The organism is Streptomyces antnestii, assembly GCF_004005495.1.
Lineage (GTDB): Bacteria > Actinomycetota > Actinomycetes > Streptomycetales > Streptomycetaceae > Streptomyces > Streptomyces antnestii.
This window is the reverse complement of record NZ_RZYA01000001.1, coordinates 405,995-422,091: the sequence shown is the minus strand read 5'-3', so window position 1 is coordinate 422,091 and position 16,097 is coordinate 405,995. Positions and strand designations below refer to the sequence as shown.

The following is a 16,097-nucleotide window of genomic DNA, read 5'->3' as shown; positions in this document are numbered from 1 at the left end:
GAGGGGCGAGCGGCGGGTCCTCAGTGGACGCCGAGCCAGCCCTCGATCGGGTTGAGGGCGAAGTACACGAGGAAGATGACGGTCAGGCCCCACATGAAGGCCCCGATCTCCCGCGCCCTGCCCTGGGCGATCTTGATGGCGACCCACGAGACGACGCCCGCGGCCACACCGGTGGTGATGGTGTACGTGAACGGCATCAGGACGACGGTCAGGAAGACCGGGATCGCGGTGGCGCGGTCGGCCCAGTCGACGTGGCGGGCGTTCATCATCATCATGGCGCCGATGACGACGAGTGCCGCGGAGGCGACTTCCTGCGGGACGATCGCGGTGAGCGGGGTGAAGAACAGACAGGCGGCGAAGAACAGTCCGGTGACGGCGGACGCGAGTCCGGTACGGGCTCCCTCGCCGACGCCGGTGGCCGACTCGACGAACACGGTCTGGCCGGAGCCGCCCGCGATGCCGCCGATGGCGCCGCCGGCGCCGTCGATGAACAGGGCCTTGGACAGGCCCGGCATACGGCCCTTGTCGTCGGCGAGTTCCGCCTCGGTGCCGACGCCGATGATGGTGGCCATCGCGTCGAAGAAGCCGGCGAGCACCAGGGTGAAGACGATCATGCCGACGGTCATCGCGCCGACCTTGCCCCAGCCTCCGAACTCGACGTGCCCGAAGAGCGAGAAGTCGGGGGTGGAGACCGCGCTGCCGTGCAGTTCGGGGGCGCCGTTGGCCCACTGCTTGGGGTCGATCACGCCGAGCGCGTTGAGGATCACGGCGACGATGGTGCCGGTGACGATGCCGATCAGGATCGCGCCGGGGGTGTTGCGGGCCTGGAGCATGAAGATCAGGAGCAGGGTGCCCGCGAAGAGGAGGACGGGCCAGCCGGAGAGTTCGCCGGTGGCGCCGAGGGTGAGCGGGGTGGCCTTGCCGACCTGTACGAAGCCGGCCTTGTAGAGGCCGATCAGCGCGATGAAGAGGCCGATGCCCATCGTGATGCCGTGCTTGAGGGCGAGCGGGATCGCGTTCATGATCATTTCACGGAGGCCCGTGACGACCAGGAGCATGATCACGACGCCGTACATCACGCACATGCCCATGGCCTGCGGCCAGGTCATCTGCGGGGCGACCTGCGAGGAGATCACGCCGGACACCGAGAGCCCCGCGGCGAGCGCGAGCGGCACCTTGCCGACGAAGCCCATCAGGAGCGTGGTGAAGGCGGCGGCGAAGGCCGTGGCGGTGATGAGGGCCTTCTGGCCCATCATGTCGCCCGCGGCGTCCTTGCCGGACAGGATCAGGGGGTTGAGCAGAAGGATGTACGCCATGGCCATGAAGGTCGTGACGCCGCCCCGCAATTCGCGCGGGATGGTGGATCCTCGTTCGGATATGTGAAAGTACCGGTCGAGCCAAGACCGTCCGGCGGGGACGCGCGAGCCGGAGCCCGCGTCCTCCGCGACCGTCTTCGGCTCCACAGACTGCTGGGTCATGGTGCCTACTCCCAAGGTTCACAGGGGCACCCGCGCAAAACTGGTGAAGATTGCGGGATTTGGGATGGTGCGTGGGCTGCACGACCCGGGGGACGGCCCGAGACGAACGGGATGGTGCTGGGAAGATCCGGACGGTGCGGGCTGGGAAGTGTGACGTTCCTGGGAGGCACGCACCGTCCGGAAATCTGAGTGGGCTCGCTGTTACGCGGGGCCGGTGCCCGTCAGGTGCTCGGGGCGTACCGGCGTCCGGTTGAGCTCAAGACCCGTCGCGGCCCGGATCGCCGCGAGGACGGCCGGAGTCGACGAGAGGGTCGGGGCCTCGCCGATGCCGCGCACGCCGTACGGCGCGTTCGGGTCGGCGAGTTCGAGGTAGTCGACCGGGATGGTCGGCGTGTCGAGGATGGTCGGGATCAGGTAGTCCGTGAAGGAGGGGTTGCGCACCTTCGCGGTCTTCGGGTCCACGATGATCTCTTCCATGACCGCGACGCCCAGGCCCTGGGTGGTGCCACCCTGGATCTGGCCGATGACGGACAGCGGGTTGACCGCCTTGCCGACGTCCTGGGCGACCGCGAGCTCGATGACCTTGACCAGGCCGAGTTCGGTGTCCACCTCAACGACCGCGCGGTGCGCGGCGAAGGCGTACTGGACGTGGCCGTTGCCCTGGCCGGTGACGAGGTCGAAGGCCTGGGTGGGGCGGTGGCGCCACACCTCCTCGGTCTCCACGGCCTCGTCCTCCAGGACGTCCGCGATGGTGGCGAGGGCCTCGCCGCCGTCGGTGACGACCTTGCCGCCCTCCAGGAGGAGTTCGGCGGTGGCCCACGCCGGGTGGTACGAGCCGAACTTGCGCCGGCCGATCTCCAGGACCTTCTCGCGGACGATCTCGCAGGAGTTCTTGATGGCACCGCCGGTCATGTACGTCTGGCGGCCCGCGGAGGTCGAACCGGCCGAGCCCACCTGGGTGTCGGCGGGGTGGATGGTGACCTGCTGGACGCCGAGCTCGGTGCGGGCGATCTGCGCGTGGATCGTGACACCGCCCTGGCCGACCTCCGCCGCGGCGGTGTGGACCGTGGCGACGGGCTCGCCGTTGATGACCTCCATGCGGATCTTCGCGGTGGAGTAGTCGTCGAAGCCCTCGGAGAAGCCGACGTTCTTGATGCCGACCGCGTAGCCGACACCGCGGACGACGCCCTCGCCGTGCGTGGTGTTGGACAGACCGCCGGGCAGCGCGCGGACGTCCGAGCCCTCCGAGCTCTCCCACTGGCGCTCCGGCGGCATCGGGCGGGCCTTGACGCGGCGCAGCAGTTCCGCGACCGGCGCGGGCGAGTCGACGAGCTGCCCCGTCGGCATGATGGTGCCCTGCTCCATGGCGTTGAGCTGGCGCAGCTCGACCGGGTCCATGCCCAGCTTCGCCGCGAGCTTGTCCATCTGGGCCTCGTACGCGAAGCAGGCCTGGACGGCGCCGAAGCCGCGCATGGCGCCGCAGGGCGGGTTGTTGCTGTAGAGGCCGATCGCCTCGATCTCGACGTCGTCGATGACGTACGGGCCGACCGAGAGGGAGGCGGCGTTGCCGACGACCGAGGCCGTGGACGACGCGTACGCGCCGCCGTCGAGCACGATCTTGCACTTCATGTGCGTGAGCTTGCCGTCCCTGGTCGCGCCGTGCTCGTAGTAGAGCTTCGCGGGGTGCCGGTGGACGTGGCCGAAGAAGGACTCGTAGCGGTTGTAGACCATCTTGACCGGCTTGCCGGTGCGCAGCGCGAGGATGGAGGCGAGGATCTGCATGGAGATGTCCTCGCGGCCGCCGAACGCGCCGCCGACACCGGCCATCGTCATGCGGACCTTGTCCTCGGGCAGGCCGAGGCAGGGGGCGATCTGCTTGAGGTCCGAGTGCAGCCACTGGGTGGCGACGTACAGGTCGACGCCGCCGTCCTCGGCCGGTACGGCGAGGCCGGACTCGGGGCCGAGGAAGGCCTGGTCCTGCATGCCGAAGGTGTACTCGCCCTTGACGATGACATCGGCGCGCTTGGCCGCCTCGGCGGCGTCGCCGCGGATGATCGGCTGGCGGTGCACGATGTTCGGGTGCGGGACGTGGCCGGAGTGGTGGTCGTCGCGGTTCTCGTGGACGAGTACGGCGTCGGGAGCGGTCGCCGAGGCCTCGTCGGTGATGAGGGGAAGTTCCCGGTACTCGACGACGATCTTCGCGGCGGCGCGGCGCGCGGTCTCCGGGTGGTCGGCGGCCACGAGGGCGACCGGCTCACCGTGGTGGCGGACCTTGCCGTAGGCGAGGACCGGGGTGTCCTGGAACTCCATGCCGTAGTTCTTCGCGGCCGGCAGGTCCTCGTGGGTGAGGACCGCGTAGACGCCGTCCATGGCGAGGGCCTCGGAGGTGTCGATGGACACGATCTCGGCGTGCGCGACGGTGGACCGCAGGATCTGGCCCCACAGCATGTCCTCGTGCCACATGTCCGAGGAGTAGGCGAACTCGCCGGTGACCTTCAGGGTGCCGTCCGGGCGCAGCGTGGACTCGCCGACGCCGCCCTTGACGTGGTTCTGGGTGACCTCGGTGGGCGTGCCCGCCGGAACGGTACGTGTGTTCTGAGCCATCGTCAGACCGCCTCTCCCTGACGCTCCTGGCGAGCGGCCGCGAGGCGCACCGCGTCGAGGATCTTCTCGTAGCCCGTGCAGCGGCAGAGGTTGCCGGAGAGCGCCTCGCGGATGTCCGCGTCGGTGGGGCTCGGGTTGTGCTCCAGCATCTCGTCGGCCGCCACGAGCAGACCGGGGGTGCAGAAGCCGCACTGGACGGCGCCGGCGTCGATGAACGCCTGCTGGATCGGGGACAGTTCGACTCCCTCGCCGGTCTGCGAGTCGGTCGGCTTGGACTGCCACTGCTGGGCGTCCTGGAGGGAGGTGCCCTTGGTGTCGCCGCAGGCACCGGAGGCGCAACCGCCGTGCTCCGCGCGCTGCTTGGCGAACTCGGCGAGGCCCTCGACGGTCACGACTGCGCGGCCTTCGGCCTGCCCCGCGGCGACAAGACAGCTACAAACGGGCACGCCGTCGAGCCGGACGGTGCACGATCCGCACTCACCCTGCTCGCAGGCGTTCTTGGAGCCGGGCAGTCCCATGCGCTCACGCAGGACGTACAGAAGGCTCTCGCCCTCCCACACGTCGTCGGCTTCCTGCTTGCGGCCGTTGACCGTGAAATTGACGCGCATTACGCGACACTCCCCTTCGTGCTGGCGGCGCCGCCGCGGTACGACTCCCAGGTCCAGGTCAGCGTGCGGCGGGCCATGATGCCGACCGCGTGACGGCGGTAGCTCGCCGTGCCCCGGACGTCGTCGATCGGGTTGCAGGCGGCCGAGCAGAGGTCCGCGAACTGCTTGGCGACCGACGGGGTGATGATCTTGCCGTTGTCCCAGAAGCCGCCCTCTTCGAGCGCCGCGTTCAGGAACTCCTCGGCGGCCGTGGCCCGGACCGGGGTCGGCGCGGCCGACCCGATGCCGGTACGGACCGTGCGGGTCTCGGGGTGCAGCGCCAGGCCGAAGGCGCACACGGCGATGACCATCGCGTTGCGGGTGCCGACCTTGGAGTACTGCTGCGGGCCGTCGGCCTTCTTGATGTGGACGGCCCGGATGAGCTCGTCGGGGGCGAGCGCATTGCGCTTCACGCCGGTGTAGAAGTCGTCGATCGGGATCCGGCGCGAGCCGCGTACGGACTCCACCTCGACCTCGCAGTCGGCGGCGAGGAGCGCGGGGTGGGCGTCACCGGCCGGCGAGGCGGTACCGAGGTTGCCGCCGACGCCGCCGCGGTTGCGGATCTGCGGCGAGGCCACCGTGTGCGAGGCCAGGGCGAGGCCCGGCAGCTCGGTGCGCAGGTTCTCCATGATCTTGGTGTACGGCACGGAGGCGCCGAGGCGGACCGTGTCCTGTCCGACCTCCCACTCGCCGAGCTCGCCGATGCGGTTCAGGTCGAGGAGGTATTCGGGGCGCCGGTGGTCGAAGTTGATCTCGACCATCACATCGGTGCCACCCGCAATCGGCACAGCTGTGGGGTGCTCGGCCTTGGCGGCGAGCGCCTCCTCCCAGCTGGCGGGGCGAAGGAAGTCCATGAGCGGCTCTCTTCTTCGTTGATCTCGTGGGTCGGTCGTTCGAACGGATCGAGCCACGGGATGTGCGGACCTCGAAGGCTCGTTCATGTGCTGTTTACCGGAGTGGGCTCAGTACACAGCGCGGCGCTCCGCCCTGGTCAGTCACGGAAACCATGAAGGAGTTGGCTGGCCAGCCGGGACGTCTTGTAGATTCATATAAACGGCGGGTCCCAGTCACCTCACCGGTTCCCCTGGAAACGCGGGACTCACCACGTCACCCGTGGGAGACGGCGGGGTGGGCCCGCCCGGAACAAGCACATTCTTCGAGACAGATCGGCGGCGACGAGATGCGGCTGCGCGCCCTCCTTGATACAGACGCGCTGGGCCTCAGGCTGCTCGGCGGCGAGGACGAACTCGACCGGACCGTGCGCGGTGTGATGACCACGGACCTGCGGGACCCCAGCCGCTACCTCTCCGGCGGCGAGCTGGTCCTGACCGGCCTGGCCTGGCGCCGCGACGCGGCGGACTCCGAGCCGTTCGTCCGCATCCTGGCGTCGGCCGGCGTGACGGCGCTCGCGGCGGGCGAGGCGGAGCTCGGGGCCGTTCCCGACGACATCGTCGAGGCGTGCGCACGTCACCGGCTGCCCCTGTTCGCGGTCAACGAGTCCGTCGCCTTCGCGACGATCACCGAGCACGTCGTGCGCCAGGTCTCGGGCGAGCGGGCCGGTGACCTGGCCGCCGTCGTCGACCGGCACCGGCGCCTGATGACGTCCGGCCCCACGGGCGGCGGCCCCGACGTCGTCCTCGACCTGCTCGGCACCGACCTCGACCTGCGGGCCTGGGTGCTCTCCCCCGCCGGCCGGCCCATCGCCGGATCCGGCGCGGCCGGACCCGAGCTGCCGGCCGCCGTCTGCTCCCGGCTCGCGGCCGAACACCTGGCGGCGACCCGCACCGGCCGGCGCGGCCCGTACCGGGTCACCCTGTACGGCACCATGTACTCGCTGTTCCCCATCCGCAGCGCGGCCCGCGGTGCGGCGCCCGCGTCGCGTGACATACGCGAGACGGTCCTGTCCGACTGGCTGCTCGCCGTCGAGGCCGACGCGGGCGACTGGCCCGAGGAGCGCATCGACCTGCTCCAGGGCGTGACGCAGCTGATCGCCGTCGAGCGCGACCGCCGCGACGCCGCGCGCACGGTGCGCCGCCGCCTCGCGCAGGAGGTCCTCGAACTGGTCCAGACGGGCGCCGCCCCGGCCGAGATCGCCGCCCGTCTGCGGGTCGCGGCGCCGGTGCTGCTGCCCGGCCTCGGCGCGGCCCCGCACTGGCAGGTCGTCGTGGCGAAGGTGGAGTGGGACGGGGGCGCCATCGAGGGCGGCCCGGTCGCCCAGTCGCTCCTGGAGGAGATCCTCGTCGACCCCACGCCCGGCGCCCGGACGGACGCCCAGGGCGTCCCCCTGTCGGCCGGGCCCGAGCCGTCCGACCGCATCGCCGTCGCCCACACCGGCGACGAGGCCATCGCGCTCGTACCGCTGCCCGCCGTGTCGGCCGAGCACGACGGCACCGAGGCCGGGCTGCACGCCGACGCGCTCCTGGACTCCGTGCGCGACCCGCTGACGGCGGGCCTCGCGGACGACGGCCGGCTCACGCTGGGCGTCAGCGCCGCCGTGCACTCGGCGGAGGGGCTGCGCGGTGCACTGGAGGAGGCCCGGCACGCCCGGCGCGTCGCCGCGGCCCGCACGGGCCGGGTCTGCGCCGCCGGACACCAGGAGCTGGCCTCGCACGTGCTGCTGCTGCCGTTCGTCCCGGACGACGTGCGCCGCGCCTTCACGGCCCGCCTCCTGGACCCGCTGCGCGACTACGACCGCAAGCACCGCGCCGAGCTCATCCCGACCCTGGAGGCGTTCCTCGACTGCGACGGCTCCTGGACCCGCTGCGCGAGCCGTCTGCACCTCCACGTCAACACGCTGCGCTACCGCGTCGGGCGGATCGAACAGCTCACCAACCGCGATCTCTCCCGGCTCGAGGACAAGCTGGACTTCTTCCTGGCCCTGCGTATGAGCTGAACTCGGCCCGCCCGGGCGGGGTTTCGCACCCCGTCCGCCACCCCATGCGTTTGTGAAATCTTTCACCCACCCCCTTGGCCGACCGTGCCGATCCGTGCTGAGATGCGCGCACGACAGCTCGGCTCAATGGTGTGCTCGGGGAGGGCAACGTGGCGCATTCCGCCATGTCTGGATCCGGAACGACTGCTGGGGACGATCCGCTCCGGACCGCGGTATGGCGGCTGCGCTCGCGCGCCTGCTGGACCGATGCGGCGGCGCTGCTCGAACGGCTCGCGGCGACGGACGCGGACGCCGCGCTCCAGAGAGCCACGCTCCTCGTGGAGCGCTGTCTCTACACCGAGCGCGGGTGGGCCGCCGCCGAGGACGCGCTGCGCTCCGCCGAGGCCCTCGCCCACGACGACGGCGAACGCGGCGCCGCGGCCTGCGAACGCGGCCAACTCGCCTACGCCTCAACGCTGTTGGGGGTACGTGACCGGGCCGACGAGGCGCGTTCCGCGCTCGGCAGGGCCGCCGCGCTGCTCGCGCCGGGCGCGCCGGGCCGCGCCCTGCTCGACTTCCGGCGCGGCCTGATGGCGGAGAACCTGGCCGACTCGCCGCAGGCCGCCAGGGCCGCGTACCGCAGGGCCCACGCGGGCGCCACCGCCCACGCGGACCCGCTGCTGCTCTCCTTCACCTGGCGTCATCTGGCCGGACTCGCGCTGCGCGAGGGCGAGTTGACGGAGGCCCGGCACGGCTTCGCCGAGTCGCTGCGCATCCGCGAGGAACTGGGCTACCTGGTGGGCACGGCCCCCGCCCTCGCCTCCCTCGCGGAGGCGGAACCCGACCCCGACACGGCGGCCCGTCTGCGCGCGGAGGCGGGCCGTCTGTTCCGCCTCCTCGGCGGCGTCCCGACCTGGCTCGCGGACCACCTGGCCACGGCGGCGTAGCCGCGCACCCCCGAGAAGGGGGCCTAGGGCGTGTCCGGCGGATCAGGGTCGGACAGGTCGCGGCGTCCGGTGCGGTGCATCGCAAGGCGCCGGAGCGTCCTGACGGCGGAGGTGTCCGGGCGTTTCGGCAACGCGGCGAGGTGCCGTGCGAATGGGGGCGCCTCCCAGCGGTAGCCGGGGTAGTAGCGACCCCGGCCATGACCCGCCGGGCACGCCCTAGTCGACAGCCCCCGTGAAGTGCTCCCGTACGAGTTCCTGGACCACCGGGAGGTCCTGGGTCTCCAGGGCCTCCAGGAGCGCCATGTGTTCCGCGGCGTCGGCCACCAGGCAGGCGCGGCGGGTCAGCGGGCCGCCGCCCGGCAGGGGCCACTGCGCGCGGCGGTGCAGGTCGTCGGCGACCCGTACGAGCTCGTCGTTGCCGCTCAGGGCGAGCAGCGCCCGGTGGAAGGCACGGTCCGCCTCCGCGTAGTGCGCCCGGTCGCCGCGGGCGGCCGCGACGACGGTCGCCTCCGCGAGGGGCCGCAGCTCGGCCCAGCGCGCCGCGGGCACCGTACGGGCGAGGCGGAGCATCACGGGCACCTCGATCAGCGCCCGCACCTCGGCCAGCTCGGCGAGCTCGCGGGAGGTGCGCTCGGTGACGCGGAAGCCGCGGTTCGGGACGACCTCGACGGCGCCTTCGCGGGCCAGCTGCTGCATGGCCTCGCGGACGGGGGTCGCCGAGACGCCGAGGCGATCACCGAGGACGGGCGCGGAGTACACCTCGCCGGGCGCGAGATCGCCGTCGACGAGCGCGGTGCGCAGGGCGTCGAGGACCTGTCCGCGTACGGAGGTCCGCTCGACGCGCGGGCGCGGCAGCGGCGCCTCGCCGTGGGTGTGCTCACCCCGGGTCTGCTCGGGTACGTGGCGCCATGCGGCGGCGCCGCGCTGTTCGGGAACGCCCCGCTGTTCGGGGACGCCGGCGGGAAGCCCTAAGGGACCGCTGTCGGCGTGCGTTCTGACCTGCTCCACGCCGGTCCTCCCAGGTCGTCGGTGTTCCGTGGCATTCGTCCAACGCAGAACCTTAGGCGGCCGCGCCCGCAGTTCAAACCCCCGACCATTCGGGTAAGGTAAGGCTTACCTGCAAACGATCGCGATTCGGTGGTCCCCTGCATGCCCTTCCCCGCATCGGCTCCCGTGGCCACCGGCGCGCTGACGTCCGCGTACGCCCGCCTCACCGAGGTGTTCCCCGGCCTGCGCGTCACGGAGCTCGGCGACACCGAGCCGGCCCCCGAGGGCGGCGGCTGGGTCGCCGCGTCCCGGCTCGCGGAGGGCGGCGCCGCTCTCGACGCGTTCCTCGCGTGGGACAACGCGCAGGTGCTCAAGGACTACGGGCAGCAGGCCCGCCCGGACGTCGTCGCCAGTTTCGGCCTCCACCGCTACGCCTGGCCCGCCTGCCTCCTGGTCACGGTGCCGTGGTTCCTGGACCGCCGCGTCCCCCGCTTCCCCACGGCGCACGTCGCCTTCCAGCGCACGCTGGGCCGGATGGCCGTACGCGTCACCGACTTCGCCTGCCTCCCCGGCGACCCGGCCGCGGCCCTGCCCGGCGCCCACGTCGTGCCGGACGAGGAGGCGCTGCGGGCCGAGGTCCGTGCGGCCGTCGCCGACCATCTCGGCCCGGTCCTGGCGGGGTTCGGACCGCGCATGCGACGCGGCCCGCGCGCCTTGTGGGGCATGGCGACCGACGAGATCGTCGAGGGCCTGTGGTACGTCGCCCATCTGCTCGGCGAGGAGCGCCGGGCGATGGCCGAGCTCGAACTGCTGCTGCCCGGCACGACGGCGCCCTACGTCGGCAAGGCCGCGTTCCGTGAACTCACCGGGCCCGAGGGGCAGTCACTGCCGACGCGCGACCGGGCGAGCTGCTGCCTCTTCTACACACTGCGCCCCGAGGACACCTGCGTGACCTGCCCCCGCACCTGCGACGCGGACCGCGTGGCGAGGCTGAGCGCAACCGTCTGAGCCCGCCGAGGGCGGCCCCTCCCCGGTGAACCACCCTTTCGGGTGACTGGATTCGAACTCAACTGCCCTTGCTCCAGCGCGAGTTCGAGCGCATGCCCCCTTCGTACGCCCCCTCGCACTCCAATGGCGTTCTCTTGTCCCGAAACTCCCTGCGGGCCACTGGCCTTGAGCCAATATGGCGGCCGAAAAGCCCTACCGCGACGCAAGGGACCCCAGATGAGACTGACCGACATATCGCTGGACTGGCTGCTTCCGGGCACCGTGCTGCTCCTGGGCCTGCTGGCGGCGGTTGCGGTCCTCGCGCGCGGCAAGCGCGCCGGGGAGAAGGCGGCCGCATCGTCCGACGACTCGTGGGAGCGCAGCGAGGAGCGCCGCAGGCGCAAGGAGGCCGTCTACGGCACCGCGTCCTACCTGCTGCTGTTCTGCTGCGCCGCCGTGGCCGCCGCGCTCTCCTTCCACGGGCTTGTCGGCTTCGGCCAGCAGAACCTGAACCTGTCGGGGGGCTGGGAGTACCTGGTCCCCTTCGGCCTCGACGGCGCGGCCATGTTCTGCTCCGTACTCGCGGTGCGCGAGGCGAGCCACGGCGACGCGGCGCTCGGCTCCCGGATACTCGTGTGGACCTTCGCGGGCGCCGCCGCCTGGTTCAACTGGGTGCACGCGCCGCGCGGCATCAGCCACGCGGGCGCCCCGCACTTCTTCGCCGGCATGTCGCTGTCGGCCGCGGTCCTCTTCGACCGCGCGCTGAAGCAGACGCGCCGCGCGGCCCTGCGTGAACAGGGCCTCGTACCACGGCCGTTGCCGCAGATCAGGATCGTGCGGTGGCTGCGCGCGCCCCGCGAGACGTACAGCGCCTGGTCGCTGATGCTGCTCGAGGGGGTGCGCACCCTGGACGAGGCCGTCGACGAGGTGCGCGAGGACAAGCGCGAGAAGGAGCAGAACCGGCTGCGCAGGCGCGAGCACGAGAAGCTGGAGCGGGCCCAGCTCAAGGCGATCAGCCGGGGCCACCACGCGCTCGCCGGGCGCGGCGGGCGCCAGTTGGAGGTGCAGGCCGCCGTCTCCGCGGGCGCCGGCACGGGGCAGGCCGGCGCGGAGCCCGCCATATCGGAGGACCCGCCGCCCTCGCCCCAGGAACAGCTGCCGCTGCGCGCGCGTCCCTCCCTCCAGGCCGTCAGAGGCGGCCCTGAACCCGGCAAGCCCGTCACGGTCGACCTCACGGCGGAGGACGACACCCAGGCCCTGCCCCGGCTCGACTCCCTGGAGCAGAAGCTCAAGGATCTCGAGCAGCAGTTCGGGTAGTGGCACGTACTCCCACGGGTCTGTCGTCCCAGGGCCTGTCGTCAAATTCCCGTCGTCCGCCCGCAGGGCAGGCGGGAATTTGACGACAGGCCCTAGGGGAGCCCGGCCCTGCGGGCGGGCCGTCGGCGGTGGTCCCGCGGTGTCAGGCGGGGCCACCGTCCAGTTCGAACCACACCACCTTGCCGACCCCGAGCGCCCGTACGCCCCACGCGTCCGCGAGGGACTGCACCAGGACGAGTCCCCGGCCGTTCGTACCGTCGTCGGCGATCGGTACGCGCACCTTGGGCCTGCGCCCCACGAAGTCCCTGACCTCCACCCGCAGCCGCCCGGGCCCGGCGGTGGCCGTCAGGACGGCGTCGTGGTCGGTGTGCACCAGGGCGTTCGTGACCAGTTCGCTGGTGAGCAGCTCCGCCGTCTCGGAGCGTTCCGGCGGGCCCCACCGGCCCACGAGTTCACGCACCGCGCGCCGCGCCTCGGGCACTGCCCGCAGATCGGACCGCCCCAGCGTGCGCCTCAGCAGCGCGCGGCCACCGCCGTCCGCGCTGTCGTCCGTCGCTTTGTCGTCCGTCGCTTTGCCGTCCGTCGCCTCGTCGTCGTCTCTCGCCTGCTGCGTCGGAAAGCGTCTCGCCACCGTGGTGGGAACGCTCCCTCGTGCCTGCCGTTTCATGTCCCCCGCCCGCACGCCGATGCCCCTGACCCTTCTCCTGCGACCACGCTCGAACGCGTACACGGGAATGCATGCCCCGCACGCATGTCAGCACTCCTGTGGATTCATCCACCAACGAACTCTTGACGCGGCAGGGCTACGGGCGCGGCACGTTGCGGATGTTGGAGCGGGCCATCTGCACCATGCGGCCGACGCCGCCGTCCAGGACGATCTTCGAGGCGGAGAGCGCGAAGCCGGTGACCATGTCGGCGCTGATCCGGGGCGGGATCGACAGGGCGTTGGGGTCGGTGACGATGTCCACGAGGGCCGGGCCCTTGTGCTTGAAGGCGTCCTTGAGGGCCCCCGCCAGCTGCTTCGGCTTCTCCACGCGCACCCCGTACGCGCCGCACGCGCGCGCGACCGCAGCGAAATCGGGGTTCTTGGTCGACGTCCCGTACGAAGGCAGTCCGGCGACGAGCATCTCCAACTCGACCATGCCCAGGGACGAGTTGTTGAAGAGGATGACCTTTACGGGCAGGTCGTACTGCACGAGCGTCAGGAAGTCACCCATCAGCATGGAGAACCCGCCGTCGCCCGACATCGAGACGACCTGCCGGTTCCGGTCGGTGAACTGGGCGCCGATGGCCATCGGCAGGGCGTTGGCCATGGAGCCGTGCGAGAAGGAACCGATGACGCGGCGGCGCCCGTTCGGTGAGATGTAGCGCGCCGCCCACACGTTGCACATGCCGGTGTCGACCGTGAACACGGCGTCCTCGGCGGCGAGTTCGTCCACGACCGATGCCACGTACTCGGGGTGGATCGGGACGTGCTTCTCGACCTTGCGCGTGTACGCCTTCACGACGCCTTCGAGGGCGTCGGCGTGCTTCTTCAGCATCTTGTCGAGGAAGCGCCGGTTCTCCTTCGGCCGCACGCGCGGCGTCAGACAGCGCAGCGTCTCGCGCACGTCGCCCCACACGGCCAGGTCCAGCTTGGAGCGCCGGCCGAGGTGTTCCGGCCTGACGTCGACCTGGACGATCCGCACGTCCTTCTGCGGCAGGAACGCGTTGTACGGGAAGTCGGTGCCGAGCAGGATGAGCAGATCGCACTCGTGCGTCGCCTCGTACGCGGCCCCGTACCCGAGGAGCCCGCTCATCCCCACGTCGAACGGATTGTCGTACTGGATCCACTCCTTGCCGCGCAGGGCGTGCCCGACCGGTGACTTGATCTTCTGGGCGAACTCCATGACCTCGGCGTGCGCGCCCGCGGTGCCGCTGCCGCAGAACAGGGTGACCTTGTCGGCCTCGTCGATCATCTCGACGAGCCGGTCGATCTCGGTGTCGCCGGGGCGGATCGTCGGGCGGGACGTGACCAGTGCGGTCTCCACCGCCCTGTCGGGCGCGGGCCGGTCCGCGACGTCGCCGGGCAGCGTGACGACGCTGACGCCCGACCGGCCGACCGCGTGCTGGATCGCGGTCTGCAGGACGCGCGGCATCTGCCGTGCGTCGGAGATCATCTCGCTGTAGTGCGAGCACTCCTGGAAGAGCCGGTCGGGGTGGGTCTCCTGGAAGTAGCCGAGGCCGATCTCGCTCGACGGGATGTGCGAGGCGAGGGCGAGGACCGGGGCCATGGAGCGGTGGGCGTCGTAGAGCCCGTTGACGAGGTGCAGGTTGCCGGGGCCGCAGGAGCCCGCGCACGACGTCATCCTGCCGGTGATCTGCGCCTCGGCGCCGGCGGCGAACGCGGCGGTCTCCTCGTGCCGGACATGGATCCAGTCGATGGCCGCGTTGCGGCGGATCGCGTCGACGACCGGGTTCAGGCTGTCGCCGACGACGCCGTACATGCGCTTGACCCCCGCGCGGACGAGGATGTCGACGAACTGCTCGGCGACGTTCTGCTTGGCCATGACTCACGCGCCCCTTCACGAATCGGGTACCTGCGACACTCCTGACAGTTGTCTCCCCATGAATTCACAGCGGGCGCGGTTACGCCTCCCAGACGGCGGCGGCCGTGCGGTCGTCCGCGTACCCCTTCACGCGCACCTGGGTGTCCGCGAGGAACGCCGTGAGACCGGGCGGGACGCCGTCGGCCCAGCGGCGCGTGAGGTGTCCGGACAGCTCGGGCTCGCCGCGCAGCGGCTCGGCGAGGCCCGCCGTGCACAGCAGGAGCGTGTCACCCGGGCGGGCGACGGAGGCCCGGAAGCGGAACGGGTCCCGGGGTGCCCTGAGGGCCGGCTCGTAGGGGCTCGGGGGTGTGGTGATGCCGAGGTCCATGGTGAGCCGGTCGCCGTCGGGGGTCTCCGAGGGCAGGGAGCCGTAACCGACCACGGGGGCGCCGGAGGCCTCCGAGGTCTGCGGTTCGATGTCCTGCCACTCGCCGTCCCGCAGCCGGAACAGGCCGCCTCGGCCGACCCCGAAGAACACCCGGGTGCGGCAGTCCGGGTCGGCGGGCAGCAGCAGACAGCGCAGGCTCGCCGTGTACTCCTCGGGTTCGAGTCCCTGCTCGGCGGCGCTGGCCCGGAGTCTGCCGAGGCTGCGGTCGGTCAGGCGGTGCAGGCCCGACTTGAGGTCGCCCCGGTGGGCGGCGCGGATGTCCTCGGACAGGCGGGCGTGGCTGCGGCCGACGGCGCGGCCGATCCAGTCGCAGGCCTCGGCGGCGGCGCGGTGCGCCCCGGGTACGGCGCGGGCGCCGGTGGCCATGGCGACCAGGATCAGGGCGCCGGGTCCCGTGCCGAACCGGGCGGTGAGGAGACTGTCGCGCCGGGGCTCGCCCCGGTAGCGCGCGGAGTCGCCGCGCACGGAGACGGCGCGCAGCGTGGAGGTCCCGTATCGGGCGCCGTCCAGGACGGTGTCGGCGACGAGGTCGTCGAGGGTGTCGGGATCGGCGGGCGGGAGCGCGCCGGGTTCGGCGTCGTAGGTGGGCGGGCGGTCGCCCACGTAGGGGACTGCGGGTGGGGTGGGAGGAGCTGGAGGAGCCTGGGGGCTGTCGGGGGCGGGGGTCGGGGCCGGGGCGTCGAGGTCGGAGTCGGTCACGGTCTCGGGCGCGATCTCGGCCGCGGCCTGGGCGTCCGCGGTGCGCTCGTCCGGCGCGGTGGCGGGGGGCGGGGACGGGGGCTGCGATTCGGGGGCGGCCGGGGATGACCCCGAGGGGAAATTCTGGGGGCGCCCCGGGGCGTGGACCGGGGGTTCCCAGGGGGCACGCGGGGCGGGCGGAGGCGGAGGCGGTGGTTGCGTCCTCCGCTGCTCGGGGACCACGGGCGGCTCGGGGACCACGGGCGCCTCCGGGACGGTCGGCGGCGGCTCCGGGACCGCGTCCTGTTCCCGCTCCCCCTCCCCCTCTCCCTCCCCTCCCTCCGGCTTCGCCGCCACCGTTCCCGACGCCGAGGCGAAGCGGTCGTCGAGTGTGTCCGGGGCCGGTGCCGGGCCCGTGTCGCCGGAGGCGTCGTCGTACAACTGCCCCCACCAGTCGTCTCCTTGACCGCCCTGACCGTCCTGACCCCGTCGGCCCGCCGAGTGCCTCTCCCCCTGCTGACTCATGCCCTTATTGTCCACCGCACGGGGCGTACGAAAACGGCACATCCGGAAATTCCCGCGCGCGAAAAGGTCCGCCGGGCGA

12 protein-coding genes are annotated in these 16,097 nt (G+C 72.0%); 4 read left to right on the top strand and 8 right to left on the bottom strand.

Features of this window, described 5'->3' with window-relative positions:
- Positions 1-20: 20 nt before the first annotated feature.
- The 4 genes from EOT10_RS01735 to EOT10_RS01720 form a co-directional block, all read right to left on the bottom strand.
- Positions 21-1,478 (bottom strand): NCS2 family permease, encoded by a 1,458-nt coding sequence (locus EOT10_RS01735; protein WP_127826212.1) that lies wholly within the window; start codon positions 1,476-1,478, stop codon positions 21-23.
- 201 nt (positions 1,479-1,679) lie between these two features.
- Positions 1,680-4,082, bottom strand: coding sequence for a xanthine dehydrogenase family protein molybdopterin-binding subunit (locus EOT10_RS01730; protein WP_127826211.1), 2,403 nt, complete (start codon positions 4,080-4,082; stop codon positions 1,680-1,682).
- A gap of 2 nt (positions 4,083-4,084) precedes the next feature.
- Positions 4,085-4,690, bottom strand: a complete 606-nt coding sequence (locus EOT10_RS01725) for a (2Fe-2S)-binding protein (RefSeq protein ID WP_127826210.1) — start codon at positions 4,688-4,690, stop codon at positions 4,085-4,087.
- Positions 4,690-5,583, bottom strand: coding sequence for an FAD binding domain-containing protein (locus EOT10_RS01720; protein WP_127826209.1), 894 nt, complete (start codon positions 5,581-5,583; stop codon positions 4,690-4,692). Before EOT10_RS01720 ends, EOT10_RS01725 begins: the two co-directional genes overlap by 1 nt.
- 326 nt (positions 5,584-5,909) lie before the next feature.
- Here EOT10_RS01720 and EOT10_RS01715 point away from each other — a divergent pair, with 326 nt between their 5' ends.
- Both EOT10_RS01715 and EOT10_RS01710 read left to right on the top strand, forming a co-directional pair.
- Complete coding sequence (locus EOT10_RS01715; RefSeq protein WP_127826208.1) at positions 5,910-7,622, top strand: PucR family transcriptional regulator; 1,713 nt, start codon at positions 5,910-5,912, stop codon at positions 7,620-7,622.
- Between the two features lie 149 nt (positions 7,623-7,771).
- Positions 7,772-8,548, top strand: coding sequence for a hypothetical protein (locus EOT10_RS01710; protein WP_127826207.1), 777 nt, complete (start codon positions 7,772-7,774; stop codon positions 8,546-8,548).
- A 216-nt stretch (positions 8,549-8,764) separates the two neighbouring features.
- Here EOT10_RS01710 and EOT10_RS01705 read toward each other — a convergent pair whose 3' ends face one another.
- On the bottom strand, positions 8,765-9,556 hold the full coding sequence (locus EOT10_RS01705) for a GntR family transcriptional regulator (RefSeq protein ID WP_127826206.1): 792 nt from the start codon (positions 9,554-9,556) through the stop codon (positions 8,765-8,767).
- Between the two features lie 141 nt (positions 9,557-9,697).
- Here EOT10_RS01705 and EOT10_RS01700 point away from each other — a divergent pair, with 141 nt between their 5' ends.
- Both EOT10_RS01700 and EOT10_RS01695 read left to right on the top strand, forming a co-directional pair.
- Entirely contained in the window at positions 9,698-10,543 is an 846-nt protein-coding gene (locus tag EOT10_RS01700; protein WP_127826205.1) for a (2Fe-2S)-binding protein, read from the top strand.
- Positions 10,544-10,759: 216 nt separating this feature from the next.
- Positions 10,760-11,839, top strand: a complete 1,080-nt coding sequence (locus EOT10_RS01695) for a DUF2637 domain-containing protein (RefSeq protein WP_127826204.1) — start codon at positions 10,760-10,762, stop codon at positions 11,837-11,839.
- 142 nt (positions 11,840-11,981) lie between these two features.
- Here the strand turns inward: EOT10_RS01695 and EOT10_RS01690 are convergent, their stop codons facing one another.
- The 3 genes from EOT10_RS01690 to EOT10_RS01680 all read right to left on the bottom strand — a co-directional run bounded on the left by EOT10_RS01690 (position 11,982) and on the right by EOT10_RS01680 (position 16,018).
- Complete coding sequence (locus EOT10_RS01690) at positions 11,982-12,359, bottom strand: ATP-binding protein (protein WP_389854044.1); 378 nt, start codon at positions 12,357-12,359, stop codon at positions 11,982-11,984.
- 283 nt (positions 12,360-12,642) lie between these two features.
- Entirely contained in the window at positions 12,643-14,388 is a 1,746-nt protein-coding gene (locus EOT10_RS01685) for a pyruvate dehydrogenase (RefSeq protein WP_127826202.1), read from the bottom strand.
- 79 nt (positions 14,389-14,467) lie between these two features.
- Positions 14,468-16,018: a protein phosphatase 2C domain-containing protein gene (locus EOT10_RS01680; protein ID WP_223280702.1), complete on the bottom strand. Its 1,551-nt coding sequence runs from the start codon at positions 16,016-16,018 to the stop codon at positions 14,468-14,470.
- Positions 16,019-16,097 lie beyond the last annotated feature (79 nt).